Genomic DNA, 24,285 nt, shown 5'->3' on the forward strand with positions numbered 1-24,285 from the left:
TGCGCGGCCGGACAGGCGCTCCCGGAGGGCTTGCCGGTGCGCCTCCGAGGCGGTGTTGCCGGTCCTCGCCGTAGGGGCCGCTACGCCTTCGGCCCGGCGCCTAGCCTCGAAGGCGCACCGACAAGCAAAAGATAACGAATTTCGGTTACAGGACACTCACGGCCATCCTTCAGGTTGGTTATCACACGGCCCAGAGTCGTGCTGGATCATCTGGTGTGCGTGAGCAAACATGCCCGCCGCGCCGCCCGGGAGGCGGCGGTCCCAGACACGCGCCGTCTCGGCGCCGGCGCTCTCGCCGGTCAGTCTATCCGGTTCCAGGACAGTGACAGGATAACGATCGGGCCGAAAGCAGCGGGGTGCCGGCAACTCCAGGGGCCATGCGGCCCCGCCGATCCAGCCCATGGCCGCCGCGCCTGTGAGGATGGCTCCTCAGCGAGAGCCATACCCAGTGCTCGCATACGCCCATGGCTTGCGTGCCGTTATGGGTGTGGTTTTGCGCGGTGCCTCCGGGACATGTAGCACCCGCACATGGTCTGCACAAGGACCGGGTGCCGCTCCAGGGGGCAGGTTGTAGCGGTATTTCGGGTGACGCCGTCTCAGCGCCAGCCGACGCGGTCGAAAATGCGCACAGCGGCCGGGTTGTTCTCCCCGAGCTCGCTGACATTCAGGGAGTCCTGCTTGATAGGCCCCCACGACTCCAACACCTCGTCCTTGCTAACGCCCTCGACCACGGGGAACTCATGGTTGCCGGCGGCGAAAATCTCCTGCGCGTCGTCGGAGGCAAGGAACTCCAGAAAGCGCACGGCGTTGTCCGTGTTGGGCGCACCCCTGACAACACCGGCTCCACCGATGTTGACGTGCACACCACGGTCGGCCTGGTTGGGGAAGAGGATGTCCACGCGCTCCGCAAGCTCCCGGTCATGGTCGTCATCGGAGTTCAGCATGCGGATGTAGTAGTAATGATTGGCGACACCGATTTCGCATTCCCCCGCACCCACGCCCCGGATCTGATCCGTGTCCCCGCCCTGTGGCGGGCGGGCCAGGTTGTCCACCACGCCCTGGGCCCAGGCCTCGGCTTGCTCCTCGCCATGAACCGCGATCATGGAGGCCAGCAGCGACTGGTTATAGATGTTGTTGGAGGAGCGTATGCAGAGACGGTCGGCAAAGCGCGGCTCGGCCAGATCCTCATAGCGGGTAAGCTCATTCGGGTCAATGGCGTCAGGGTTGTAAAAGATCAGCCGCATACGCTGGCTGAAACCGAACCATAGGCCTTCCGGGTGCCGCATGGCCTCCGGCAGGCGCTCGTCCAGGACATCCGACTGCACTCGCTGCAATAGCCCGTCCTGTGCCGCGCGCCACAGGCGACCCGCATCGACGGTGATCAGCACATCCGCGGGGCTGGCGGCGCCCTCGCGTCGGATGCGCTGCATGAGCTGATCGGAGTCGGCTTCGAGCACCCGCACGTCGATGCCCGTATGCTCCGTGAAGGCGTCGTACAGGACGCGATCCTCGTCGTAGTGGCGCGCCGAATAGATGGTGACCTCGTCGGCGAGCACCGGGTTGGCAAATGCGGTCGCAGCCAGGGCGACGCACAGCGCCCCAGCAAGGGCGTGTCGGATAGTGGCGCTTAGCATTGGCACTCCCCGCTGTTTGGTAAATAGGAACGGTTCGCATTCGCATTAGCTGTAGTGCACACCGCGCGGCACGCCCCTGTCAAGGCCGGGGCGTGTCCCCGCTCCCTTTATGCATTTACAAATGATTCGCATTTGCATACCATCTCCCCGTCATTCTTGGAAAAAGGCGGGTTGCCCATGGCCGCCATGTCGAGCACCACACCTGCGTTTCACTCCGGCCCTGAAGGCGCCCCGGTCCTTGCGGTCGAAGGCGTCTCCCGGGCATTCGGAGCGCAATCGGCGGTTGCTGGCGTGGACCTCACTGTGTGTCCGCACGAGGTGGTCTGCCTGCTGGGGCCGTCGGGCTGCGGCAAGACCACACTGCTGCGCATCGCTGCCGGCCTTGAGACGCTCCAGGAGGGTGAGGTCGCGATCGACGGTCAGACCGTCGCCGCCCCCGGACGTCATCCAGTGCCGCCGGAGCGGCGGAATGTCGGGCTCGTGTTCCAGGACTCGGCCCTGTTTCCGCATCTGTCGGTGGCGGACAATATCGGTTTTGGGCTCAGCGAACGTTCCGGTCGGGCGCGTCGCGAGCGGGTGTTTGCGCTGCTGAAGCAGCTCCGCATCGCGCAGTTTGCCGACAGCTTCCCCCACACCCTCTCAGGGGGACAGCAACAGCGCGTGGCGCTGGCGCGTGCGCTGGCTCCAGCGCCGCGACTCATGCTCCTGGACGAACCGTTTTCGAGCCTGGATGCGCGGCTGCGCAACCAGATTCGTGACGACACCCTCCATGTGCTCAAGGACAGCGGCACAGGCACCCTGCTGGTCACCCATGACCCGGAGGAAGCCCTCTTTATGGCTGACCGCATCGCCCTGATGCGCGACGGCCGCATTGTCCAGATGGGCACGCCCATGGAACTCTACTGCCAACCCCAGGATCCGTTCGTGGTCGCTTTCTTCGGCGACGTCAACGAATATCGCGGCGAAGTCCGCGGCGGTGTTGTGGAGACGCCGATGGGCCACGTCGATGCCCCTGGGCTTGCAGACGGTGTGCCGGTGCGGGTGATGATTCGCCCGGAAGCGCTGCACGTTGCGGTCCAGGGAGAGCCGGACGACCGCCACAGCCGCAGTCACGTAGTCATGGCGAAGCTACTGGGCGCAAGCAGCCTGGTGCATTTGTGTGTTCACGACGGTCGGGGGGGCGAGACCCACCTGCATGCGCGTATGCCCGGTGTCTTTCTGCCAACCGCAAATCAGCCGGTGGAGGTCCATCTGGATCCCTCCCAGGCCTTTGTTTTTCCGCTCGACGGGGTGGATGGTGGTACCGCACCGGCATGGGCCGACGCGCCGCCCATGCGCGCCGAAGGCTGGCGCTAGTGTCCTGTAACCGAATTTCGGTTACAGGACACTAGTTCACTGCTTACCGCTGCCTGGACGAGCCCGTCGCATCGCCAGGCTGAGCAGGATGACCGGGATGACCCCCACCACCACAATCGCCAGGGACGACGTGGATGCCTGGGCCAGGCGCTCGTCGGAGGCCAGGTTGTGGGCGCGCACCGCCAGCGTCTCGAAGTCGAATGGCCGCAGGATGATGGTGGCCGGCAGTTCCTTCATTGCGTCCACGAACACCAGAATTCCTGCTGCCAACAGACTGCTGCGCATGATCGGCGTGTGTACCCGGCGCAATGTTCCGCCGGCTGTCTTGCCGAGGGTCCGGGATGCGGCATCCATGGTCGGCGTCACCTTGCCCAGACTCGCCTCCACGGTGTTGAACGATACCGCGAGGAAGCGTGCCACGTAGGCGTATACCAGGATGAACATCGAGCCTGACAAGAGCAGGCCCAGGTGGACGTCGAAGCGCTCGTTGAAAAATGCGTTGAGCTGACTGTCCATCCAGCCCAGCGGAATCAGCACGCCGACGGCGATCACGGCTCCGGGGATGGCGTAACCCATGGCGGCAATGCGCGCCGCACCCCGGGTCACCGGGCCGGGATTGAGCCGGACCCCATAGCTCAGCAGCACCGATAGCACAACGGCAATGACGGCGGCGGTCGCCGCCAGGGTCAGGCTGTTGGTGGCGAATTCCAGGAAGCGTGAGCCCAGCAGGGCATCGCCCTGCCGGATGCTCAAGTTGGTGAGGAGGCCGGCTGGCAGCAGAAACCCGATCAGCACCGGCAGCCCGCAGGCGAACACGCCCCCGGCGGCGCGCCAGCCCTGAAGTTGGTACTCCGGCAGGGCCTGGTAGCGGCTGGAGGTGTGGAAGTAGCGGCTGCGCCCGCGCGACCAACGCTCCAGCAGCACAAGGAGTAGTACGAAGGCCATCATGAACGCCGCCAGCTGCGCGGCGGCCACCGGCTCACCCAGCCCGAACCAGGTGCGGTAAATCCCGGTGGTAAAGGTGTCCACACCGAAGAATTGCACCGCGCCGAAGTCGTTCAACGTCTCCATGAGCGCCAGCGCAACTCCACCGGCCAGCGCCGGACGGGCCAGCGGCAGGGCGACGCCGGAGAACAGTCGCCACGGCCCGCGCCCCAGGGTGCGTCCCACGTCGAGCACGCACACGGATTGCTCGAGAAAGGCAGCCCGGGCCAGCAGATAGACGTAGGGATACAGAACAAAGGTCATCAGCGTGGCGGCGCCGCCCAGGGAGCGGATATTGGGGAAGTAGTAGTCGTGCCGGGTCCATTCGAAGACCTCGCGCAGCCACGTCTGTACCGGGCCGGCGAACTGCAGGAAATCCGTATAGGCATAGGCGATGACGTAGGTGGGCACCGCCAGCGGCAACAGTAGCGCCCATTCAAAGATCCGCTGTCCGGGGAAGCGGCACATCACCACCAGCCAGGCGGTTCCAGCACCGATCACCAGGGTGCCGAGACCAACGGCCACCAGCAGGAACAGCGTGTTGCCCACGTAGCGCGTGAGCACAGTGCTGGACAGGTGCTCCCATACCCCGTCGGTGGGCATGACGACATGGGCGAGGACCACCACCACCGGCAGTGCCACCATGGCGGCGATACCGAGGGTGAGTACCTTCCACGCGTCCAGGCGCGGGAGAAATCCCCGTGGCAGAGACGGGAGCCGGACGCTGGCCATCGAGGGCAACGGCAACCTCCTGTGGGCGTGCTGCGCGTGGCGCTGGGAGCGCTGATCCCGCGCCTGCGCATCGTAAATGCAAATGATAACGGTTCACGCTTGGCTGTGCATCCAGCGCTTGCCGCCATCGGTGGCGGGGGACGCGTTGTCGGAGCCGGACAACATCGATTTCCTTATCGGCGGTGAACCCTGGTGCGGGCCCGGCTTGCGTGCGCTGATATGTGCTCGAAAAGCCGTTGTATGACTATGTGTTCAAAGCAAGAGTTAGCGCGTTGTGCGCGCGGGATCGTGGTCATAAAAGTTCCGCTTGGCGAAGCGTGGCTGTCCCTGTTCGACGGTGGGCGGCGGTTGCTACTCGTGTCCAGCCGGAATACCCTTGCGGGCTAAGCTTTTCGATTTCGGAATGGTTGGTGCGACGTGGAGGCCCGTTCCACCCACGGTTCAGCGCCATTTTCTGCCTGTGGTGGAGCCCCGGTTTTGTGCGCCCCGCTGCGGGCAGGTGCGTCATGTAATCGGGAGGGTTTTGCGCCATTATGCTGCAGCGCACACCGTTGTATGACCGGCACCAGGCCGCTGGAGCCAAGCTCGTGGATTTCGCCGGCTGGGAAATGCCCTTGAATTATGGCTCCCAGATCAAGGAGCACGAACAGGTCCGCGGCGCCGCCGGGGTGTTCGACGTCTCGCACATGGGCGTTGTGGATGTGACCGGTCCGGGAGCCCGGAACTTTCTCCGCCGCGTTCTCGCCAATGATGCTGGGCGATTGAAGGCGCCGGGGCAGGCCTTCTACAGCTGTATGCTGAACGATCAGGCCGGAATTATCGATGACCTGATCGTCTATTATCTCTCCGAGGGGCGTTATCGCACCGTTGTCAATGCGGCCCGCCGGGCGGAGGACCTAACCTGGCTGAAGCAGCATACGGCGGGCTACGACGTTCGCATCCGCCTGCGCGCGGACGCCGCGGTGATCGCCGTACAGGGCCCCAAGGCGCAGGCGTGCCTTGGCAAGGCGGTGGATGCGCGCCTCGAGAGCCGACTTGCCGGAATCAAACCCTTTCGCGTCGTGGAAACAGGCGACTGGCTCATTGCCCGTACGGGCTACACGGGCGAGGACGGCTTCGAAATCATTCTCCCCGGGCGTTCCGCGCTCGATCTCTGGGACCATCTGACAGCCGCCGGCGCGGTGCCCTGTGGCCTGGGTGCCCGGGACAGCCTGCGTCTGGAGGCGGGGCTTTGCTTGTATGGCCAGGATATGGATACCACCACGACGCCGCTCGAGTCGGCACTGGGCTGGACCGTGGCCTGGAAACCCGAGGACCGAGATTTCATTGGTCGCGTGGCGTTGGAATCCCAGCGCGCCCGGGGTGTCGTGCGGCGGCTGATGGGGCTGGTGCTGGATGCGCGCGGCGTATTGCGCCACGGCCAAGCCCTGCAGTCCGATCTCGGGGGCGAGGGCGAGGTCACCTCGGGCGGGTTTTCGCCAGTTCTGGGCCGCTCCATCGGCCTGGCACGCATTCCCGCCGACGACGACGGTCCCTGGACTGTGGACATCCGCGGCCGTGCGCTACCGGTCCGCCTGGTTAAGCCGCCGTTCGTGCGCAACGGTCACGCTCTAGTCGATTGAACGACCCGGCAACGATTGGGTCGGTAACCATAAGGGACACAAACCGATGAGTAACGTACCCAGTGATGTGAAGTACGCATCCACGCACGAGTGGGTCCGAGAGGAAGACGACGGCACGGTCACAGTGGGCATCAGTGATCATGCCCAGGAGTCCCTCGGCGATCTGGTGTTTGTGGAGACCCCTGAGATCGGTCGCACGGTGGAGGCCGGGGAGGCCGTTGCCGTGGTCGAGTCGGTCAAGGCGGCCTCCGACGTCTACGCGCCGGTCCCCGGTGCCATCATCGATGCCAATAGCCAGCTGCAGGACGCCCCAGAACTGGTCAATACGGACCCTTATGGCGAGGGCTGGATCATGCGCATTCGCCTGGATGATCCGCACGCCCTGGACGAACTCATGGACGCCGACGATTACGAGCACCTCATCACCGAAGAAGACGACGGATGAGGCCTGTTTTCGCAACGGGAGTCGGGTAATACCATGCCGTTCATTCCACATACCGACGAAGACATCCGCCAGATGCTGGCGGGTATTGGTGTCGACAGTATCAACGCACTGTTCGACGAAATCCCCGCAGACCTCCGCGATCCTGGCCTGCCGGGCATCCCCGCGGGCGTCACGGAGATGGAAATCAGCCGGGTGATGAACGCCCGCGCAACCGGCGACATACTTGGACCCTGCTTCCTCGGGGCTGGTGCCTATCGCCACCATGTGCCTGCCGCAGTGTGGGAAATCGCCACCCGGGGGGAGTACTACAGCGCGTATACGCCCTACCAGGCCGAGGCTAGCCAGGGCACGCTTCAGCTCATCTACGAATACCAGAGCATGATGGCGGGCTTGATGAGTATGGATGTGTCCAATGCCTCGTTGTATGACGGGGCCTCGGCACTGGCCGAATCCGTACTCATGGCGGTGCGCGCGAACCGCAAGTCCAAGTCCGGCCGCATTTTGGTGCCGGATACGGTTAACCCGCTGTACCGTGATGTCACGCGGACCATTGTCGGCAACCAGGGTATTGAGCTGGAAACGGTGACCAGCAATGCCTCCACCGGCGCGCTGGACGTGGCGACGCTGAAACAGTGGGACGGTGAGGATGTTGCCGCCCTCGTGATTCAGCAGCCCAACTGGTTCGGTCGCCTGGAAGAGGCTCAGGCGCTCACCGACTGGGCGCAGCGTAACGGCGCGTTGGTCATCGCCGTGGTCAACCCCACCGCCATGGCTGTGCTCACGCCGCCCGGCGAATGGGGGGCGAATGGCGCCGACATCGCGTGTGGCGAAGGCCAACCGCTGGGCATTCCGTTGTCCTCCGGTGGGCCCTATTTCGGCTTCATGTGCTGTCGCCGCGCGTTTGTGCGGCAGATGCCCGGACGGATCGTTGGCCGCACCGTGGATCTGGAAGGGCGCACGGGCTACACGCTGACGCTGCAGGCCCGGGAGCAGCATATTCGGCGCTCCAAGGCGACCTCGAACATCTGCACTAACCAGGGCCTGATGGTCACTGCGGCGACCATGTACCTCGCTCTGCTCGGCGCTGAGGGCCTGGAACGGGTGGCGGGTCATTGCCATGCCAACACCCGGCAGCTGACCGAACGGCTCACCGACCTCAAGGGCGTGAGCCTGCGGTTCGAAGGGCCGTATTTCCACGAGCGGGTGCTGGAGCTGGATCGGCCGACGGAGCCGTTATGCCAGCAGCTCGCCAGCCAGGGCGTGCTTGCCGGCTATCCGTTGGGGCGCCACGACAAACGCCTGAGTAACGCGCTGCTGGTGTGCGCCACCGAGACCGTCACCGAGGCGGACATGGATCGCTTTGAGGAGGCCTTGGGCCATGCGCTGGCCCGGGCCGCCTGATCAACAGGAGGTGCCAGCGTGAGTCAGGAAGCACTGATATTCGATCTTGGTCGCACCGGGCGTTATGCCCGTGCCCAGGCGCCGGCGGAACGCGCCGATCTCGCCGACATCCCGGCGCAGTTCCGGCGTCGGCAGCGCGCCGTCATGCCGGAAGTCTCGGAATTGCAGGTGGTGCGGCACTATACGCGGCTGTCGCAGAAGAACTTCTCCATTGATACCAACTTCTACCCGCTGGGTTCGTGCACCATGAAGTACAATCCGCGGGCCTGTAACAGCTTGGCCATGCTGCCGGGCTTGCTCGATCGCCATCCCCATGCGCCGGATAGCACCGGTCAGGGGTTTATGGCCTGCATGTGGGAGCTCCAGGAGATGCTCGCCGAGGTGACGGGGATGGAGTCCGTGTCGCTCGCCCCCATGGCGGGTGCCCAGGGCGAGTTCGCCGGCGTGGCCATGATTCGTGCCTACCACGATGCCCGCGGCGATGACGCTCGCACCGAGATCATTGTTCCCGATGCCGCCCACGGCACCAATCCGGCCACAGCGGTGATGTGCGGCTACCAGGTGCGGGAGATTCCCACAGACGCTGAGGGCGATGTGGATATGCAGGCCTTGCGCGAGGCAGTGGGCCCGCAAACCGCCGGCATCATGCTCACCAACCCCTCCACCATAGGCGTGTTCGAGCGGCGCATCCAGGAGATCGCCACCGTGGTGCACGAGGCCGGCGGGCTGCTTTATTACGATGGCGCCAACTTGAACGCCATTCTGGGCAAGGCCCGGCCCGGTGACATGGGTTTCGATGTCATCCACATCAATTTGCACAAGACCTTCTCCACGCCCCACGGCGGTGGCGGCCCCGGCGCCGGCGCCCTGGGGGTGGGTGAGCGGTTGCTGGCGTACATGCCCATCCCCCAGGTGGGCAAGACCGGCGAGCGCTTCCACTGGCGCACGGACAAGGAGATTCCGGAGACCATTGGGCGGTTGTCCGCGTTTGGCGGCAACGCCGGCGTGCTGCTGCGCGCGTACGTGTATGCGCGGATGCTTGGCAGGGACGGCATGATCCGGGTGGCGGAGTTCGCCACACTCAATGCCAACTACCTCATGAGCCGCCTGCGCGATGAAGGGTTCCAGGTCTGGCTACCGCAGCGGCGGGCCAGCCACGAGTTCATCGTCAGCCTCAAGCCCGAGGCCAAGGAGTTGGGGGTCACCGCCGGGGATTTTGCCAAGCGCCTGCTGGATTACGGATACCATGCCCCAACCGCCTATTTTCCACTGCTCGTGCCCGAGTGTCTGCTGATCGAGCCCACGGAGACGGAGACGCGGGACGATCTGGACGGCTTTGTGCAGGCCATGGTTGCCATCCGGGACGAAGCCCGGCAGGACAGGGACTTCGTCAAGGGCGCCCCCTATAACATGCCGGTCCGGCGCCTGGACGAAGTCAAGGCTGCCAAAGAGCTTGACCTGAAATGGCAGGGAGAGGCCGACTGAGCCCAATCCCGCCTTCTCGCATCTGCGCTGCCGCGCCTCGCCCTTGGATCGCTCCGAGGGGCGAAGGCGGCGTGCCATTAGACAGGCGCAATAGTTTCGGAAGCAATACTGGAGAGTATCCATGACCGCACTGATTAGCGGATCCATTGCCTTTGACACCATCATGGTCTTTAGGGACCGGTTCAAGAACCACGTGCTGCCCGAGCAGGTGCACATCCTCAACGTGGCCTTTCTCGTGGATGAGTTGCGACGGGAATACGGCGGCTGCGCCGGCAACATTGCCTACAATCTGGGGCTTCTCAACGAGCGCGGCCTGCCGCTCGCGACCGTGGGCAAGGATTTCGGCAGCTATAGTCAGTGGATGAAGGACTGGGGCGTGCCGCAAGACTACGTGCGTCGCTTCGACGACCAGTACTGCGCCCAAGCCTACATCACCACGGACCTGGACGATAACCAGATCACCGCATTCCACCCCGGCGCCATGAATATGGCCCACAAGGTGGCCGTTCCCACCAACGAGCACGCAAAAATCGGCATTGTGGCACCGAACGGCCGGGACGGCATGCTCGCCCATGCCGAACAGTTCGCCGATGCCGGCATCCCGTTCATCTTTGACCCGGGCCAGGGGCTGCCCATGTTCAACGGGGCGGAGCTGCTGGAGTTTGTCAACAAGGCCACCTACATGGCCGTGAACGATTACGAGTCGCGCATGGTGCAGGAGCGCACCGGTCTGGGCATGGAAGAGCTGGCGAAGCGCCTGGACGCCCTGATTGTCACGCGCGGCGCGCAGGGCTCCGATATCTTCGTCGACGGCGAGGCCGTTCATGTGGACGCGGTCGAACCCGAGGATATCCTCGACCCCACCGGGTGCGGTGACGCCTACCGTGCCGGGCTGTTGTATGGCCTCATCAACAACCTGGACTGGAAAACCACCGGTCAGATCGCCTCGCTCATGGGCAGCATCAAGATCGCTCGGGCTGGCACTCAGAACCACCACTTTACCCTGGATCAGTTCCGGGGCTTGTACCGCAAGGCCTTCGGCTCGGATTTCTGAGTGCGGTGCGGGCGCGGAGCGGCACGTCGGCGGATTAGGCGCAGCCGTCATCCGCCGTCAATTGAACCGCCCCGCCCGATGCGCCGCCTAGTGTCCTGTCCCGCAAATAACGTTACGATTGTCGCGGCCCTGACGGCCCCTGGCGGCGTTGCGCCTCCTCGCCGTAGTCCCCGCTAAGCCTCGTCGGCGCGCCTTGCCAGGAACCGTCAGGATCCACGCCAATTTTCGCAACGTATTTACGGGACAGGACACTAGCGGCTCAGAACCATTCCACCTGCATGGCGCCCACGGCATCATCGCCCGCAAGCACCGCCGGCAGCAGCGCCGCTGCTTTGGGCAGAATGTGTTGGGCGTAGAACCGGGCCGTGACCAGTTTGGCCTCGTAGAACGCCTGCTCCGATGAGCCGTTGTCCAGTGCTCGGCGCGCCACCAGCGCGGAGCGCGCCATCAACGCCCCGCCACACACATACCCCGCCATCATCAGGTAGGGCACAGCGCCGGCGGCTGTCGCCGCGGGGTGTTCGCCGTGGTTTGTTGCCACATACTGGGCCGCTTCCCGCAGGGCATGAATGCCAGTGGTCAGCGGTTCATGGAGGGCGCGGATGCCCGAGTCGGCGCTGTCGTTGAGCTCGGCGGTCAGTCCCTCCATTTCCGCGATCATGGTGTGCATGGCCTTGCCGCCATCGCGGTACGTCTTGCGGCCGATGAGGTCGTTGGCCTGGATGCCGGTTGTGCCTTCGTAGATCGTGGTAATCCGGGCGTCACGGTAATGCTGGCCGGCACCGGTCTCTTCCACGTAGCCCATGCCGCCCTGCACCTGGATGCCCAGGCTGGCCAGCTCCTGCCCCACCTCGGTACACCAGCCTTTGACAATCGGGATGAGCAGATCGACCCGTGCCTGATGCCGGATCCGCTCGTCGGCATCCGGGTGGCGCCGGCTCATGTCCATGGACCACGACGCCGAGTAGCACAGCGCGCGCATGGCCTCGATCTGTGCGCGCATGGTGAGCATCATGCGCTTGACGTCCGGGTGGTGCAGGATATTGACCTTCTCGGCGCCGCTGTGGCCGGCCGGCATGCCCTGGATGCGTTCGGCTGCGTACCAACGGGCCTGCTGGTAGGCGCGGTCGGCGATGGACAAGCCCTGGACACCCACCTTGTGGCGGGCCTCGTTCATCATCGTGAACATGTACATCAGGCCCTTGCCTTCCTCACCCACGAGATAGCCCACGGCCCCGCCGTTGTCGCCGTAGGACATGGTGCAGGTGGGGCTCGCGTGGATGCCGATCTTGTGTTCGGTGTTTACACAGCGTAGGTCGTTGGGCTCCCCGGGGTTGCCGCCGGCATCGGGCAGAAACTTGGGCACGATAAACAGCGAAATCCCCTTGACCCCCTCGGGCGCGTCCGGCGTGCGCGCCAGCACCAGGTGAATGATGTTGGCCGCACAGTCGTGCTCTCCCCAGGTGATGTAGATCTTCTGACCCTGCACCAGGTAGTGGTCACCCTCGGGCGCGGCGCGGCAGCGCACCGCGGCCAGGTCGGAACCGGCCTGCGGCTCAGTGAGGTTCATGGTGCCGCTCCACTCGCCGCTGACGAGCTTGTGCAGATAGGTCTCCTTTTGCGTCTCCGAGCCGTGGGCGTGCAGCGCTTCAATGGCGCCGGCGGTGAGCATGGGGCCCAGGGCGAAACTCATGTTCGCCGCCTGCCACATCTCCTGGGTTGCGGTGGCGACGAACTCGGGCAATCCCTGGCCGCCGTATTCCTCGGGACAGGGCAGGCCGTTCCAGCCCGCCTCGACGTACTGCTGATAAGCGTCCGGGAACCCGTCTGGCGTCGTGATCCTGCCGTCGTCCCAACGCACGCCCGCCGCATCACCGGGCTTGTTCAATGGGGCGAGCACACCGCCGGCAAACTTCGCGGCCTCCTCCAGCACGGCATCCACCAGCTCCGGCGTGGCTTCCTCGAAACCGGGCAGCTCGCTGATGGCATTTAGATCCAGCAGCTCCTGCATGACGAACTGCATGTCGCGGGTTGGCGCATTGTAATCAGTCATGGCCTTGGCTTCTCCATGTTGGGTGCTTCGATTGGACGGAACCGCAGGGTCATCGGTTCCTCGATATTCCCGCGCTCGTTATACTCCCAGTCCCTAGCGCGTTAACTCTACATGCTGCGAGGAGCCGGGCGTGTCCCTGATTCGTAAGTCCCATAAGCTCGCCGACGTCTGCTACGACATTCGTGGCCCGGTGCTGGAGGAAGCCAAGCGTCTTGAGGACGAGGGGCACCGCATTCTGAAGCTGAACATTGGAAACCCGGCTGCGTTCGGCCTGGACGCCCCGGACGAGATCCTGCACGACGTCATCCGCAATCTGCCGGCCGCGCAGGGCTACTCCGATGCCAAGGGCATTTTCTCGGCGCGCAAGGCAATCATGCAGCATTGCCAACAGCGTGACATCACCCAGGTGGAACTGGAAGACATCTATCTGGGCAACGGCGTCAGCGAGCTTATTGTCATGGCCATGCAGGCCCTGCTTAATAACGGCGACGAGTTGCTCATTCCGGCGCCGGATTATCCGTTGTGGACCGCCGCTGTCAGTGTCTCTGGCGGTCGCCCTGTGCACTATCTGTGCAACGAGGCCGATGACTGGCAGCCGGACCTGGCCGACATGGAAGCGAAGATCACGGATCGCACCCGCGGTATTGTGGTCATCAATCCCAACAACCCCACGGGCGCCGTCTATAGTGAGGAGACGCTGCGCCAGATCGTGGAAATGGCCCGCCGCTATGATCTCGTCCTGTTCGCCGACGAGATCTACGACAAGATTCTCTACGATGGCGTCGAGCATGTCCCGTTGGCGCGACTTGCCGGGGAGACGTTCTGTATCACCTTCAGCGGCCTGTCGAAGAGTTATCGCGCCGCGGGTTTTCGTTCCGGCTGGATGTTTCTCTCGGGCGGTAAGGATCGCGCAGCGGATTACGTGGAGGGCTTGAGTATTCTCGCCTCCATGCGCCTGTGTGCGAACGTGCCGTCGCAGTTTGCCATTCAGACGGCGCTCGGGGGGTACCAGAGCATCAATGACCTGGTCGCCCCGGGCGGGCGCCTGTATGAGCAGCGGCGATTGGCCTGGGAGCGGGTCAACGCCATCCCCGGCGTCTCCTGTGTCGAGCCGCGTGGGGCGCTATACCTGTTCCCGCGGCTGGATCCCAGCGTGTACCCAATACGCGACGATCGGCAGGTGGTGCTGGATCTGCTGCGCCAGGAGCACCTGCTGCTGGTGGAGGGGACAGCATTCAACTGGCCGACACCGGATCATCTGCGCATGGTCTTTCTCCCCCATTTGGAAGACCTGGAGAAGGCGCTGGAGAAGATCGAACGTTTCCTCGAGCGGTATCGCAAGGCGGTGCAGCAACCCAAGGGCCGGGAGGGCAGGGTATGAGACAATCGGCGGTTGTGTTCGGGTGTTGCAGCCTGTTGCTGGCAGGGGCCTGCGCAGCGTCTGCAGACGTGGAGGGCTACTGGCTCTCCGAGCGGGAGACGGCGCAGATCGAGCTCGCGCCCTGCGAGGACGATCCGGATGCCATATGCGGGCACATCGTCTGGCTCGAGGAGCCGTATGACGAGCACGGTGAGCCCCGTCTGGACGTCAACAACGACGATCCCGATCTGCGCGATCGCGAGCTCCTCGGGTTGCGCATCGTCTGGGGCATGGAACCGGACGCGGATCGCGAGCGGCGCTGGGGCGGCGGTCGCATCTACGACCCCGAGAACGGCAATACCTACCGCGCGCGCATGGACCTCTCCGAGGACGGTGAATCCCTCGATCTACGCGGCTATGTCGGCATACCGACCTTCGGCCGGACCAGCGTCTGGAGCCGGGAAGACGACCGGCGCACGGTCGAACCGTTCAATGCGAATTGAGCGATTCGACAGCGCGTACTTCGCTTGACGCCGTGACCCTGCCCGGTATGGGTTGGGGGACCCCGGAGCGTTTGTAGTGGGAGGGTTGCGTAACGTATCACACCGGCCTATACAAAGAAGTAGCCCGGGCGTTGCCCGATGCAAGGAAGCATGCAGACCCCGGATGGAACCGCAACACCGAATAAAAACACAACCATGCACCGTCGGCTCTTGCAGCCGCCGCCTGGAGGACGACACTCATGAGAACCCTATACCATAAGCGCGGGGCGCTCGTCGGCATGGTTGCCGCGGGCGCCCTGGCGCTGACCCCACTGACCGCCACACAGGCCGACGAGCCCATTCGCATCGGCTACATCGACCCCCTGTCCGGGCCTTTCGCGGACGTCGGTCATGCGGGGCTCAACCATTTTCGCTTTGCCGCCGAGCGCATCAATGACGAGGGCGGGATTCTTGGGCGTGCGGTGGAGATCGTGCCGTACGACAACCAGCAAAGCCCCTCGGAGTCAGCCTCGCACGTGCAGCGCGCCACCGGTCGCGGCATCCAGTTCGTCACCCAGGGCAACGGGTCGAACATCGCCGGCGCGATCCTCGAGGCGGTCGACCGCAACAATCGCCGCAACCCCGACAACCGCGTGCTCTACCTCAATTACGCGGCCGTGGATCCGGCCTTCACCAACGAGCGGTGCAGCTTCTGGCACTTCCGGTTCGACGCCGAGAGCACCATGAAGATCGAGGCGTTGACCACCTACATGGCAGACCTTGACGACGTTCAAAAGGTCTATCTGCTCAACCAGGACTACTCCCACGGTCACGTGATCGAACAGGCAGCCGAAGAGATGCTGGCCGAGAAGCGGCCGGATATCGAAATCGCCGGCAAGACGCTCCACCCCATCGGGCAGGTCCGGGACTTTGCCCCTTATGTCTCGCGCATTCGCGGCTCCGGCGCCGATTCGGTGATTACGGGCAACTGGGGCAGCGACCTGGCGTTGCTGGTCCGTGAGGCCGACAGTGCGGGCTTGGACGTGAACTTCTACACCTACTACGGCGGTGGTCTCGGTGTGCCGGCCGCCATCGGCGACCGGGGCGTCGACCGCGTCCTGCAGATCACCGAGTGGCATGCCAACGTCAACGTGGAGGAGGATCAGCCCGAGTACGCCGAGTGGGTGGACGCCTTCAAGGAACGCTACCCCGACATCGACTGGTACTACCACCGAATCTACAACCAGATGTACATGCTGAAGGCGGCCATCGAAGAAGCCGGCACAACGGAGCCGAAGGATGTCGCCTCAGCGCTCGCGGGGATGGAGTTCGAGTCGCCCACCGGCACCGTTCACATGCGTGAAGATGACCACCAGCTCCAGCAGCCCCTCTACCTCTCCATCATGGACGATGATGTCGAGTATGACGTGGAGAACACCGGAGTTGGATTCCGGACGCTGGCGAAAATCTCGAGCGAGGACGCCATGCTGCCCACCACCTGCGAGATGGAGCGCCCGTAATTGGTCAGTCTAACTTGAGCGGGTAACCCGGGCCGAGGCGCTATCAGGGATCTCTCGGCCCGGGGTTGCGGCACCCGACTCACCCCGGGGGCTTTCATGCTTGAGGTAATCGCGTTTTCCCTGTTGAACGGCCTGCTCTACGGCATGCTGCTGTTCATGCTCTCGAGCGGTCTGACGCTGATCTTCGGCATGATGGGCGTGCTTAACTTCGCCCACGCCAGCTTCTACATGCTCGGCGCCTATTTCGCGTACACCATGGGGCTGTACACGGGCTTCTGGGTCGCTTTGTTCCTCGCGCCCGTACTGGTGGCCCTGCTCGGTGCGATGGTGGAACGCTACGGGCTGCGCCGTGTGCACCAGCACGGGCACGTCCCGGAACTCCTGTTCACCTTTGGCCTGGCATATGTCATCGAGGAACTGGTGCGGCTGTTCTGGGGCAACATACCCATGAACTACCGCATGCCCGAGGCGCTGAACTTTCCACTGTTTACGCTGTTCGGCACGAGCTATCCCGCCTTCCGCGTGTTCATGCTGGTGGTGGCCGTGGTCATGTTCGTTGGCCTCTACCTGCTGCTCAAGAAGACCCGCGCCGGCCTGATTATCCAGGGCTCCCTGTCGCGGCCGGACATTGTCTCGGCGCTGGGTCACAATGTTCCGCAAGCCTTTATGTGGGTTTTCGCCTTTGGCACCGGCTTGGCGGCGCTTGGCGGTGTGATCGGCGGTATCCATTTCGTCACCGAGCCGGGCATGGCTTTCATGATGGGCCCAATCGTATTCGTGGTGGTGGTGCTGGGAGGGCTCGGTTCGATCCAGGGTGCCCTGATCGCCTCGATTCTCATCGGCGTTCTGCAGACCTTCGCCTTGTCCGTGGACTGGTCCCTGGCGGCGCTCGGGGCTTACTTCGGCTACGCCGTGCCACCCGACCATTTCTTCGCCACACTCTGGTACATGGATTCCACGCGGCTCGCACCCATCCTGCCTTACATCCTGCTGGTGTTGATGCTGATCTTCCGCCCGCGTGGCCTGATGGGGAAGCGTGAGACATGAATACGACACAAGAACGCGTTGCCGCCGGGCCTAACGCGTCGGCCGCAGTCTGGGCTCAGCGACTCTGGCCCTGGGTGCTGGGTGCTGGCGTTGTTGTGGTGATGCCCGTCATATTCACCTCCAGCTATGCAATCACGCTCATGAGCCACATGGGGGTGATGATTGTCTTTGCCCTGTCTTACAACATGCTCCTGGGTAATACGGGGTTGCTGTCGTTTGGCCATGCTGTGTACTTCGGGCTTGGTGCCTATACGGCCATGCATGTCCTGCGCTACATCCAGGCGACCGGGTTCGGTCTGCCCATCGAGCTCATCCCCCTGGTCGGTGCGTTGGCCGGACTGTTCTTCGGCATCATCTTCGGTTCCGTTTCCACCCGGCGCGCAGGTGTCGTCTTTGCGATGATCTCGCTCGGCATCGGTGAGATGGTGCACGCCAGTGCCCACATCTTCACCGGATTCTTCGGCGGTGAGGCCGGGCTGTTCGGCAATCGCACGGTGCCGTCGTCCCTGTTCGGTGTGGATTACGGACCCGGCATCGCCGTTTACTACCTGGTGATGGTCTGGACCTTGCTCGCTGCCGTGGCCATGTACCTGTTGCGCCAGACACCACTGGGGTGGATGGCCAACGCCGTGCGTGACAATCCGGAGCGGGCCCAGTTCGTTGGCTACAGCCCGCAAATGGTGCGTTTCTTCCAGTTCGCGCTGGCGGCCACCTTCGCCGGGCTGGCCGGGGGGCTGTACGTGCTGGTGGACGAGATCGTCACCGACGAGACCGTGGGCATGATCCAGTCCGGCACCGTGCTGCTCAGCGCCTACATTGGCGGCATCGGCTCCTTCTTCGGTCCGGTGCTCGGTGCCATCCTGGTGGTGTTCCTGGAGGGCGAGCTGAGCGACATCACGGATGCCTGGCTGCTCTACTTCGGCTTGCTCTTCGTGCTCGTGGTCATGTTCGCACCCCAGGGCATCTTCGGCGTGCTCACACAGCAGTTCTTCGCCTGGCGTGCGGGGTCTTGGAGGGGGTCCCTGGGCCCACGTCTTTACGGTGTGGCCTCCCTGGTCGTGGCTGCCATTGGCGTGGTTGCGGTCATCGAGATGGCGTATCACTATTTCCGGCACTGGAATCCTGCCGAACCCATGGCGCTGTTCATCTTCGAGGTGACCGTGACCGGCCCCATGCCCTGGGCGGTGGCGCTTACGGTGGCGGTGGCCGGCCTGGCGGCCTACGTCGGGCACGCCCGGCCCATGCTGCGCCGCGCTATGGGCGGAGGTGGACGATGAGCGCGCGCACCGCACTGGCGCTGAAGGGCGTGACCAAGAATTTCGGGCGCGCGGAGATCATCCGTGGCGTGGATCTGGAAATTCGCGAGAACGAGCGGCATGTCGTGATTGGCCCGAACGGGGCCGGCAAGTCGACGCTATTCCACCTGATCAGCGGCCGGCTACAGGCCAGTTCCGGTTCCATCCAGCTGTTCGGTCGCGAGATCGATGGTCTGCCACCCCACCGGATTAACCGCATGGGGCTGAGTCGCAGTTTCCAGGTCACCAATCTGTTCCAGAACATGACGGTCATGGAGAACCTGCGCTGTGCCCTGCTGTGGTCGCAGGGCCACAAGTACGCGTTCTGGAAACGGGTGACGTCGCAGCAGGGGGTGACACAACGCGCCGAAGAGCTCCTGGAGCGCCTCCACCTTAGTGAGAAGCGTGACGTGCCCGCGTCGCTGCTGAGCTATGCCGAGCAACGGGCCTTGGAGATCGGCGCCACCATTGCGTCGGGCGCGCAGGTGCTGCTGCTCGACGAGCCTACCGCAGGCATGAGCCGTACGGAGGCGGACGACATGGTGGAGCTCATCCGCGAGATCACCACCGACTGCACGCTTGTCCTCGTGGAGCACGACTTGGGGGTGGTCTTCAATCTGGCTGATAGGATTTCGGTGCTGGTTTACGGCGAGATCATCGCCAGCGACACCCCGGAGGCAGTGCGCGCCAACGCTGCCGTGCAGGAAGCCTATCTCGGCACGGAGGCGCATTGATGCTGAAAACACACGATCTGCATGCCTACTACGGCAAGTCGCACGTGCTGCGTGGCGTGTCCATGGAAGTTCGGGGCGGTGAGATTGTCAGCCTCGTCGGGCGCAACGGTGTTGGGCGATCGACCCTGTGCAAAGCCGTTATGGGCCTGGTGGCGCCCGTGGGCAAGGTGCAACTGGAGGGTCAACAAATCGGCGGTAAAGCTCCTCACCAGATTGCCCGCCTGGGGTTGGGCTATGTGCCGGAGGACCGTGCCATCTTCCCCGGGTTGACGGTTGGCGAGAATCTCGAGCTGGGCATAAAGAATCGTGGCCGCCAAGCCAGCCGCTGGGGTTACAAGGAGGTGTTCCAGCGCTTCCCGCGCCTCGAGGAGCGCCGGGATACACCGGGCGAAGCACTCTCGGGGGGCGAGCAGCAAATGCTCACTATGGCGCGCACGCTGCTGGGAAACCCCAAGTGCATCATGGTGGACGAGCCCACCGAGGGGTTGGCGCCGCGGGTGGTCGCCGAGATTGCCGATCTGCTCGAGGAAATCGCCAGCGAGGGGATTGCCGTGCTCCTGGTGGAACAAAAACTGAACATCGCACGCAAGATCTCCCACCGCATGTACGTCATGGGGGATGGGCGAATCGTGTTTGACGGCACGCCTCAGCAGCTGGATGATGCCCCGGAGGTTCGCAAGGAGTGGCTGGAAGTCTAGTGTCCTGTCCCGTAAAGACGTTGCGAAAATTGGCGTGGATCCTGACGGTTCCTGGCAAGGCGCGCCGACGAGGCGTAGCGGGGACTACGGCGAGGAGGCGCAACGCCGTCAGGGGCCGTCAGGGCCGCGACAATCGTAACGTTATTTGCGGGAGAGGACACTAGTGTCCCGCTGGCGCTATTACTTTGCCTACGGTTCCAACATGCTCCCGGCGCGCCTGCGCGAGCGCACGCCCTCGGCAGCCTGTCTTGGCGCAGCGTGCCTGCCGGGGCACCGGCTGGCGTTCAACCACGTCAGTCGCGGCGATGGGTCCGCGAAATGCAACATTGCCGCCACGCAGGCCGGTGGGGACAGGGTCTGGGGGGTAGTCTATTCCTTGCCGGTGAAGGAGCAGCCGGTGCTCGACCGCGCCGAAAGCCTGGGGAGTGGGTACCTGATCGAGAACCGCCGCGTTGAGATGGGGGGCGACCGGGTGGATGTCTTTTGTTACGTGGCGGTACCCGGGACGCTCGATGATCGCGCGCGGCCGTTTTGGTGGTATCGTGATATCGTCCTGGCAGGGGCCAGGCAGCATTGTTTCCCGGAGTCGTACATACACGCCATCGCGCGGGAGGTGGCCATAGACGACCCGGATGCACGACGCGCTGCCCACCACCGTAAACTCCTGCAGCTCGCACAACACTGAGAACTAGTTCACGTCGCTTGGCGACGTTCTTAGGCAATCTGCCGTAGAACGTTACCTTGATCGAGGGTGGTCATGCCGCGGACCTTCGTCCTACTGCTTACGTGTTGTCTGTCCGTGGTGCAGACGGCGGCCGCGACCGATCGCCTGGAAGCGCAACGCGCGCTGTTCCAGCAGGCCCACGAGCGCATCCAGCAGGGTGCCACTGTCGATATCGACCAGCTGCGCGGACGCCTGCAGGGCTATCCCCTGCTCGCATACCTTGAGTACGCCTATCTGTTGCGCGATACCAGCCGGCTGGACAGCGAACAGGTGGATGCCTTCCTGCATGCGTATGGCGATCTGCCCATAGCGCAAAGCTTTCACGGTCAATGGTTGCACGAACTTGGCGCGCGGGAGGACTGGGAGGCCTACCTGGATGTGCATAGGGGTGGGGGTAGTGCGACGCTGCAATGTTACGGTCTTCAGGCGCGACAGGGCATTGGCGATGTCGATGAGCAGTGGTTGCGCGAGGCGCGTCGCCTCTGGCTGGTCGGGCACTCCCAGCCGTCGGCCTGCGACCCGGTGTTCTCCGAGCTCTACGCCCGTGATGCGCTCAGTGCCGAGCAGCGCTGGGAGCGCATCACACGTAGCATGTATGCCGGCAACTCCGGGCTCGCGCGCGCCCTGCGGCGCCGGCTGGCCGATGATGACCGCCAATGGCTTGATGAGTGGTTGCGTCTGAACCGGGATCCCGCGGCAGCGCTGGCAAATCCGACCTTTGACCTGGAGACGCGCCGGGGGCGCCAGCTTGTTCGTTACGGCCTGCGCATGCTGGCGCGCACGGATCGGGAGCTCGCCCGCGAACGGCTCGCGGCGTTGAGCAGCGTTGGCGTCGTGGCTCTTGAGGCCACGGTCGAATTGCAGCGGGAAATCGCGCTGCGTGCCGCCTACTCGCGTGATGCACGGGCGCTGCAATGGCTGGATGACTTGCCCGAGGCCGCTGTTAACGACGATGTGCGCCAATGGAGCGCACGGGTGGCGGTCGGTCAGCAGGACTGGCCCCGCGTTGTGAGCGCGGTCTGGGACCTTCCGGGTGGCACCCGCGAGCGCTCCGAGTGGCAGTACTGGCGGGCCCATGCCCTCTGGCAGACGGGCGCCCGTGACCGTGCCAAGGAGCTGCTCACGCGGCTCGCCGGCGAGCGAAACTACTACGGTTTCCTCGCCGCTGACGCCCTTGGCCTGCCCTATGCCATGAACGATCGGCAGCCGCGGGCGGATGCCGCGGCCCAGGATGCACTGGCGGATGGCCCGGGTATGCGACGCGCCAGGGAGCTTCTCCAGGTCGGACTGGTGACGCAAGCGCGCCGCGAGTGGGAAGCCGCGCTTGCTGGCACCGATGCCGAGACCCGTGGCCAGGCGGCCATGCTCGCCCTGCGTTGGGGTTGGTATGACCGCGCTATCCATGGGGCTAACCGTGCGGGCCTGCACGACGCCTTGGCCCTGCGATTTCCCACCGCGTTCCGGGACGTGCTCGAGCGGGCGGCCGCAGAGACCGGCGTCGATCCGGCACTGGTGTTCGCTGTTGCGCGCAAGGAAAGCGCCTTTTCTCCGGACGCGCGCTCGCGGGTGGGGGCGTTGGGGCTGATGCAGGTCATGCCCGCGACCGGGAGGCGTGTTGCCGATGCCCTGCGGCTGTCGGCGGACTCCGGGGCGCTGGATCTCGCGGAGCCTACGGTCAATGCGCGCCTCGGCAGCGCCTACCTGGCCGACATGCTGGAGCGGTTCGACGGCAATATCATTCTCGCCGCAGCGGCGTACAACGCCGGCCCCGAGCGCGCCAAGGACTGGATGGAGCGTCACCCCGGGCAGCCCGCCGCGGTCTGGGTGGAGAACATCACCTTCGGCGAGACTCGGGATTACGTAAAAAGCGTGCTGGCATTCCGTGCGGTGTTCGACTGGCAGCTGCACGGCGAGGCACGGCGCCTGGCGACGGTCATGCCCATTATGCCCGGCCTGGGGGCCGACGAGCTTGCGTTTCATCACACAATTGACGCCTTCGCGGCGCCTGAATAGTCGCATTGGAGTCCCGGCCCTTACCCCCGGCAACGGCGTGAGGCCAGCCCAGCCGCTGGTTTTGAATGCGCGCCATCGCGGGCATCACGGCCTGCTGGCTGCGCGCCTCTTGTCTTGCGTCTTTGACGCGGGCCGTTGAGAATGTGCGGCGGCTCACCTCCCTCGCCGGGTGGTTTACACCGCTCGCACTTGCAGCACCGGAGGCAATGGATGTCCCCTGCGTCGTATCCGCAATCGCCGTGCGTGGGTCTGTGTCAGATGGACGGGCAGCGGCGGTTTTGTCTTGGTTGTGGCCGCACGTTGGGCGAAATCGCCAACTGGTCGCGCATGGGTGTTGACGACAAGCGTGCCGTGCTGCAGCGCCTCGGGCAGGTCGCTGTCGTGGACCCCGCGCGGCACAGGGCGGAGTGAGTGGAGGCCGCCATGGTCAAACTGACACGGATCTATACGCGCACGGGGGATGGAGGCGAGACGGGGCTCGGCGACGGCTCCCGGGTGCCGAAACACGGTCAACGGGTGACCGCCTACGGCGCGGTGGACGAGGTCAATGCTGTGGTCGGCGTCGCCCGGCTGCATGCGGTATCGCCCGTCGCCGCCGATCTGGAACGGATCCAGAACGACCTCTTCGATGTGGGCGCGGATCTGTGTACCCCGGCGGTGGCGGAGCCGAAATTTCCCCCACTGCGGGTGAGCGAGCCGCAGGTGCACTGGCTGGAACAGCGCATCGATGCGCTGAACGCGGAGCTGTCGAAGCTTGCCTCGTTCGTCCTTCCCGGGGGCACGGCCGCTGCTGCGCATCTACACCATGCGCGCACCGTGGCGCGTCGGGCAGAGCGGGACATCACCGCTTTGGCGGCCTGCGACACGGTGAATCCGGCCGCCCTGCAGTACATGAACCGTCTTTCGGACTACTTCTTTGTCGCCGCCCGGTTCGCCAACGCGCAAGCCGACGGTGATGTCCTCTGGGTGCCGGGCAAGAACCGTTAGCCGCCTCCGTCCCGGCCATGGGAGCCCCAAGGCTAATGTCCTGTAACCGAATTTCGGTCACAGGACATTAGAAACGGACGTTCACGCCGGCGGTGGCCATACCCATTCGATCAAGGTCCACATTTACCGCTTCCCCATCCGCCCCCTGGGGCTCCGTACGCAGGCGGGTGAACAACTGCCGCACCCCCAGCTCCACTTCCACGCGCGGCGTGATCTCCACGATTACACCGGCCTGCAGGGTCAGCGCCGGCATGGTGTCCTGGGCGTTATCCCCGTTCCAGCTCAGCGAGACGGCGCCGGCGCCGACACCCCCAAACAGAAGCACTTGGGGGGTCATGCGCAAGAGGTAATCGGCGTTGACAGTTAATGATGTGACGAAGTAATCATTGGCGGGAATGATGGTCCACTGACCGTACAGGCGATTGTCCGGGCGAATCAGCCCCACACGCACGTGCGCCGCGATCTCGTCCTCCCTGTTCACGTCGAGGGCATTGCGGTCGTCACTGTCGAAGTGAAGCCGGTGCACTCCGGCGCCGAGCCCGATAAACGATTCGTCCGCGGCAGACGCCAACCCCGGAAATACCAACAGCACGATGACGAGCGCCGCCAGCGGCCGGTGAACCAACCAATGGAGCTTCCTTATCATCTGCATAATCCTG

The 24,285-nt window shown here is 64.3% G+C and carries 21 protein-coding genes; 17 read left to right on the forward strand and 4 right to left on the reverse strand.

The annotated features are described in order from the left end of the window. Positions 1-596: 596 nt before the first annotated feature. A complete protein-coding gene (locus QZT63_RS00975) occupies positions 597-1,634 on the reverse strand; it encodes a Fe(3+) ABC transporter substrate-binding protein (protein ID WP_290647811.1) in 1,038 nt (345 codons plus the stop codon). Positions 1,635-1,811: 177 nt separating this feature from the next. On the opposite strand from QZT63_RS00975, the gene QZT63_RS00980 reads away from it, so the two are divergent. After that, complete coding sequence (locus QZT63_RS00980) at positions 1,812-2,990, forward strand: ABC transporter ATP-binding protein (protein ID WP_290647812.1); 1,179 nt, start codon at positions 1,812-1,814, stop codon at positions 2,988-2,990. 36 nt (positions 2,991-3,026) lie between these two features. Here the strand turns inward: QZT63_RS00980 and QZT63_RS00985 are convergent, their stop codons facing one another. Then, positions 3,027-4,706: an iron ABC transporter permease gene (locus QZT63_RS00985; RefSeq protein WP_290647848.1), complete on the reverse strand. Its 1,680-nt coding sequence runs from the start codon at positions 4,704-4,706 to the stop codon at positions 3,027-3,029. Between the two features lie 533 nt (positions 4,707-5,239). On the opposite strand from QZT63_RS00985, the gene gcvT reads away from it, so the two are divergent. The 5 genes from gcvT (at position 5,240) to QZT63_RS01010 (ending at position 10,713) form a co-directional block, all read left to right on the forward strand. Beyond that, positions 5,240-6,328 (forward strand): glycine cleavage system aminomethyltransferase GcvT, encoded by a 1,089-nt coding sequence (gene gcvT / locus QZT63_RS00990; RefSeq protein ID WP_290647813.1) that lies wholly within the window; start codon positions 5,240-5,242, stop codon positions 6,326-6,328. Between the two features lie 46 nt (positions 6,329-6,374). Next, positions 6,375-6,773, forward strand: a complete 399-nt coding sequence (gene gcvH / locus QZT63_RS00995) for a glycine cleavage system protein GcvH (RefSeq protein WP_290647814.1) — start codon at positions 6,375-6,377, stop codon at positions 6,771-6,773. Between the two features lie 33 nt (positions 6,774-6,806). Beyond that, the gene (gene gcvPA, locus QZT63_RS01000; protein ID WP_290647815.1) at positions 6,807-8,174 is read left to right on the forward strand and encodes an aminomethyl-transferring glycine dehydrogenase subunit GcvPA; all 1,368 of its coding nucleotides are present in this window, start codon (positions 6,807-6,809) and stop codon (positions 8,172-8,174) included. 18 nt (positions 8,175-8,192) lie between these two features. Continuing rightward, positions 8,193-9,659 carry an aminomethyl-transferring glycine dehydrogenase subunit GcvPB gene (gene gcvPB, locus QZT63_RS01005; RefSeq protein WP_290647816.1) on the forward strand — a complete coding sequence of 489 codons (1,467 nt, stop codon included), beginning with the start codon at positions 8,193-8,195 and terminating at the stop codon, positions 9,657-9,659. A gap of 121 nt (positions 9,660-9,780) precedes the next feature. Further along, positions 9,781-10,713, forward strand: a complete 933-nt coding sequence (locus tag QZT63_RS01010; protein WP_290647817.1) for a carbohydrate kinase family protein — start codon at positions 9,781-9,783, stop codon at positions 10,711-10,713. A 259-nt stretch (positions 10,714-10,972) separates the two neighbouring features. Here the strand turns inward: QZT63_RS01010 and QZT63_RS01015 are convergent, their stop codons facing one another. Continuing rightward, positions 10,973-12,766, reverse strand: a complete 1,794-nt coding sequence (locus QZT63_RS01015; protein ID WP_290647818.1) for an acyl-CoA dehydrogenase C-terminal domain-containing protein — start codon at positions 12,764-12,766, stop codon at positions 10,973-10,975. A 130-nt stretch (positions 12,767-12,896) separates the two neighbouring features. On the opposite strand from QZT63_RS01015, the gene QZT63_RS01020 reads away from it, so the two are divergent. The 11 genes from QZT63_RS01020 (at position 12,897) to QZT63_RS01070 (ending at position 23,626) form a co-directional block, all read left to right on the forward strand. Beyond that, positions 12,897-14,147: a pyridoxal phosphate-dependent aminotransferase gene (locus QZT63_RS01020; protein ID WP_290647819.1), complete on the forward strand. Its 1,251-nt coding sequence runs from the start codon at positions 12,897-12,899 to the stop codon at positions 14,145-14,147. Continuing rightward, on the forward strand, positions 14,144-14,629 hold the full coding sequence (locus QZT63_RS01025) for a DUF2147 domain-containing protein (RefSeq protein WP_290647820.1): 486 nt from the start codon (positions 14,144-14,146) through the stop codon (positions 14,627-14,629). The genes QZT63_RS01020 and QZT63_RS01025 overlap by 4 nt, the downstream gene beginning before the upstream one ends. A 239-nt stretch (positions 14,630-14,868) precedes the next feature. Then, positions 14,869-16,128, forward strand: a complete 1,260-nt coding sequence (locus QZT63_RS01030) for a branched-chain amino acid ABC transporter substrate-binding protein (protein WP_290647821.1) — start codon at positions 14,869-14,871, stop codon at positions 16,126-16,128. 96 nt (positions 16,129-16,224) lie between these two features. Beyond that, entirely contained in the window at positions 16,225-17,175 is a 951-nt protein-coding gene (locus QZT63_RS01035; RefSeq protein WP_290647822.1) for a branched-chain amino acid ABC transporter permease, read from the forward strand. After that, positions 17,172-18,452 (forward strand): branched-chain amino acid ABC transporter permease, encoded by a 1,281-nt coding sequence (locus QZT63_RS01040; protein ID WP_290647823.1) that lies wholly within the window; start codon positions 17,172-17,174, stop codon positions 18,450-18,452. The genes QZT63_RS01035 and QZT63_RS01040 overlap by 4 nt, the downstream gene beginning before the upstream one ends. Next, positions 18,449-19,204, forward strand: coding sequence for an ABC transporter ATP-binding protein (locus tag QZT63_RS01045; protein ID WP_290647824.1), 756 nt, complete (start codon positions 18,449-18,451; stop codon positions 19,202-19,204). Before QZT63_RS01040 ends, QZT63_RS01045 begins: the two co-directional genes overlap by 4 nt. Beyond that, on the forward strand, positions 19,204-19,902 hold the full coding sequence (locus tag QZT63_RS01050; RefSeq protein ID WP_290647825.1) for an ABC transporter ATP-binding protein: 699 nt from the start codon (positions 19,204-19,206) through the stop codon (positions 19,900-19,902). The genes QZT63_RS01045 and QZT63_RS01050 overlap by 1 nt, the downstream gene beginning before the upstream one ends. A gap of 163 nt (positions 19,903-20,065) precedes the next feature. Then, positions 20,066-20,587, forward strand: a complete 522-nt coding sequence (locus tag QZT63_RS01055) for a gamma-glutamylcyclotransferase family protein (protein WP_290647826.1) — start codon at positions 20,066-20,068, stop codon at positions 20,585-20,587. A gap of 72 nt (positions 20,588-20,659) precedes the next feature. Beyond that, positions 20,660-22,639 (forward strand): transglycosylase SLT domain-containing protein, encoded by a 1,980-nt coding sequence (locus tag QZT63_RS01060; RefSeq protein WP_290647827.1) that lies wholly within the window; start codon positions 20,660-20,662, stop codon positions 22,637-22,639. 210 nt (positions 22,640-22,849) lie between these two features. After that, entirely contained in the window at positions 22,850-23,050 is a 201-nt protein-coding gene (locus tag QZT63_RS01065; protein ID WP_290647828.1) for a DUF1289 domain-containing protein, read from the forward strand. A gap of 12 nt (positions 23,051-23,062) precedes the next feature. Then, the gene (locus QZT63_RS01070) at positions 23,063-23,626 is read left to right on the forward strand and encodes a cob(I)yrinic acid a,c-diamide adenosyltransferase (RefSeq protein ID WP_290647829.1); all 564 of its coding nucleotides are present in this window, start codon (positions 23,063-23,065) and stop codon (positions 23,624-23,626) included. A 67-nt stretch (positions 23,627-23,693) separates the two neighbouring features. Here QZT63_RS01070 and QZT63_RS01075 read toward each other — a convergent pair whose 3' ends face one another. Then, on the reverse strand, positions 23,694-24,278 hold the full coding sequence (locus tag QZT63_RS01075) for an outer membrane beta-barrel protein (RefSeq protein ID WP_290647830.1): 585 nt from the start codon (positions 24,276-24,278) through the stop codon (positions 23,694-23,696). Between the last annotated feature and the right edge of the window lie 7 nt (positions 24,279-24,285).

This window comes from Aquisalimonas sp., from assembly GCF_007120195.1.
Lineage (GTDB): Bacteria > Pseudomonadota > Gammaproteobacteria > Nitrococcales > Aquisalimonadaceae > Aquisalimonas.

Bases quoted from the DNA above. Each gene is read 5' to 3' on its own strand.
- QZT63_RS00975 (WP_290647811.1), bottom strand. From the start codon at position 1,634: ATGCTAAGCGCCACTATCCGACACGCCCTTGCTGGGGCGCTGTGCGTC.
- QZT63_RS01015 (WP_290647818.1), bottom strand. From the start codon at position 12,766: ATGACTGATTACAATGCGCCAACCCGCGACATGCAGTTCGTCATGCAG.
- QZT63_RS01040 (WP_290647823.1), top strand. From the start codon at position 17,172: ATGAATACGACACAAGAACGCGTTGCCGCCGGGCCTAACGCGTCGGCC.
- QZT63_RS01070 (WP_290647829.1), top strand. From the start codon at position 23,063: ATGGTCAAACTGACACGGATCTATACGCGCACGGGGGATGGAGGCGAG.
- QZT63_RS00980 (WP_290647812.1), top strand. From the start codon at position 1,812: ATGGCCGCCATGTCGAGCACCACACCTGCGTTTCACTCCGGCCCTGAA.
- QZT63_RS01025 (WP_290647820.1), top strand. From the start codon at position 14,144: ATGAGACAATCGGCGGTTGTGTTCGGGTGTTGCAGCCTGTTGCTGGCA.
- gcvPA (WP_290647815.1), top strand. From the start codon at position 6,807: ATGCCGTTCATTCCACATACCGACGAAGACATCCGCCAGATGCTGGCG.
- QZT63_RS01035 (WP_290647822.1), top strand. From the start codon at position 16,225: ATGCTTGAGGTAATCGCGTTTTCCCTGTTGAACGGCCTGCTCTACGGC.
- QZT63_RS01045 (WP_290647824.1), top strand. From the start codon at position 18,449: ATGAGCGCGCGCACCGCACTGGCGCTGAAGGGCGTGACCAAGAATTTC.
- gcvT (WP_290647813.1), top strand. From the start codon at position 5,240: ATGCTGCAGCGCACACCGTTGTATGACCGGCACCAGGCCGCTGGAGCC.
- QZT63_RS00985 (WP_290647848.1), bottom strand. From the start codon at position 4,706: ATGGCCAGCGTCCGGCTCCCGTCTCTGCCACGGGGATTTCTCCCGCGC.
- QZT63_RS01030 (WP_290647821.1), top strand. From the start codon at position 14,869: ATGAGAACCCTATACCATAAGCGCGGGGCGCTCGTCGGCATGGTTGCC.
- gcvH (WP_290647814.1), top strand. From the start codon at position 6,375: ATGAGTAACGTACCCAGTGATGTGAAGTACGCATCCACGCACGAGTGG.
- QZT63_RS01060 (WP_290647827.1), top strand. From the start codon at position 20,660: ATGCCGCGGACCTTCGTCCTACTGCTTACGTGTTGTCTGTCCGTGGTG.
- QZT63_RS01075 (WP_290647830.1), bottom strand. From the start codon at position 24,278: ATGCAGATGATAAGGAAGCTCCATTGGTTGGTTCACCGGCCGCTGGCG.
- QZT63_RS01050 (WP_290647825.1), top strand. From the start codon at position 19,204: ATGCTGAAAACACACGATCTGCATGCCTACTACGGCAAGTCGCACGTG.
- QZT63_RS01065 (WP_290647828.1), top strand. From the start codon at position 22,850: ATGTCCCCTGCGTCGTATCCGCAATCGCCGTGCGTGGGTCTGTGTCAG.
- QZT63_RS01010 (WP_290647817.1), top strand. From the start codon at position 9,781: ATGACCGCACTGATTAGCGGATCCATTGCCTTTGACACCATCATGGTC.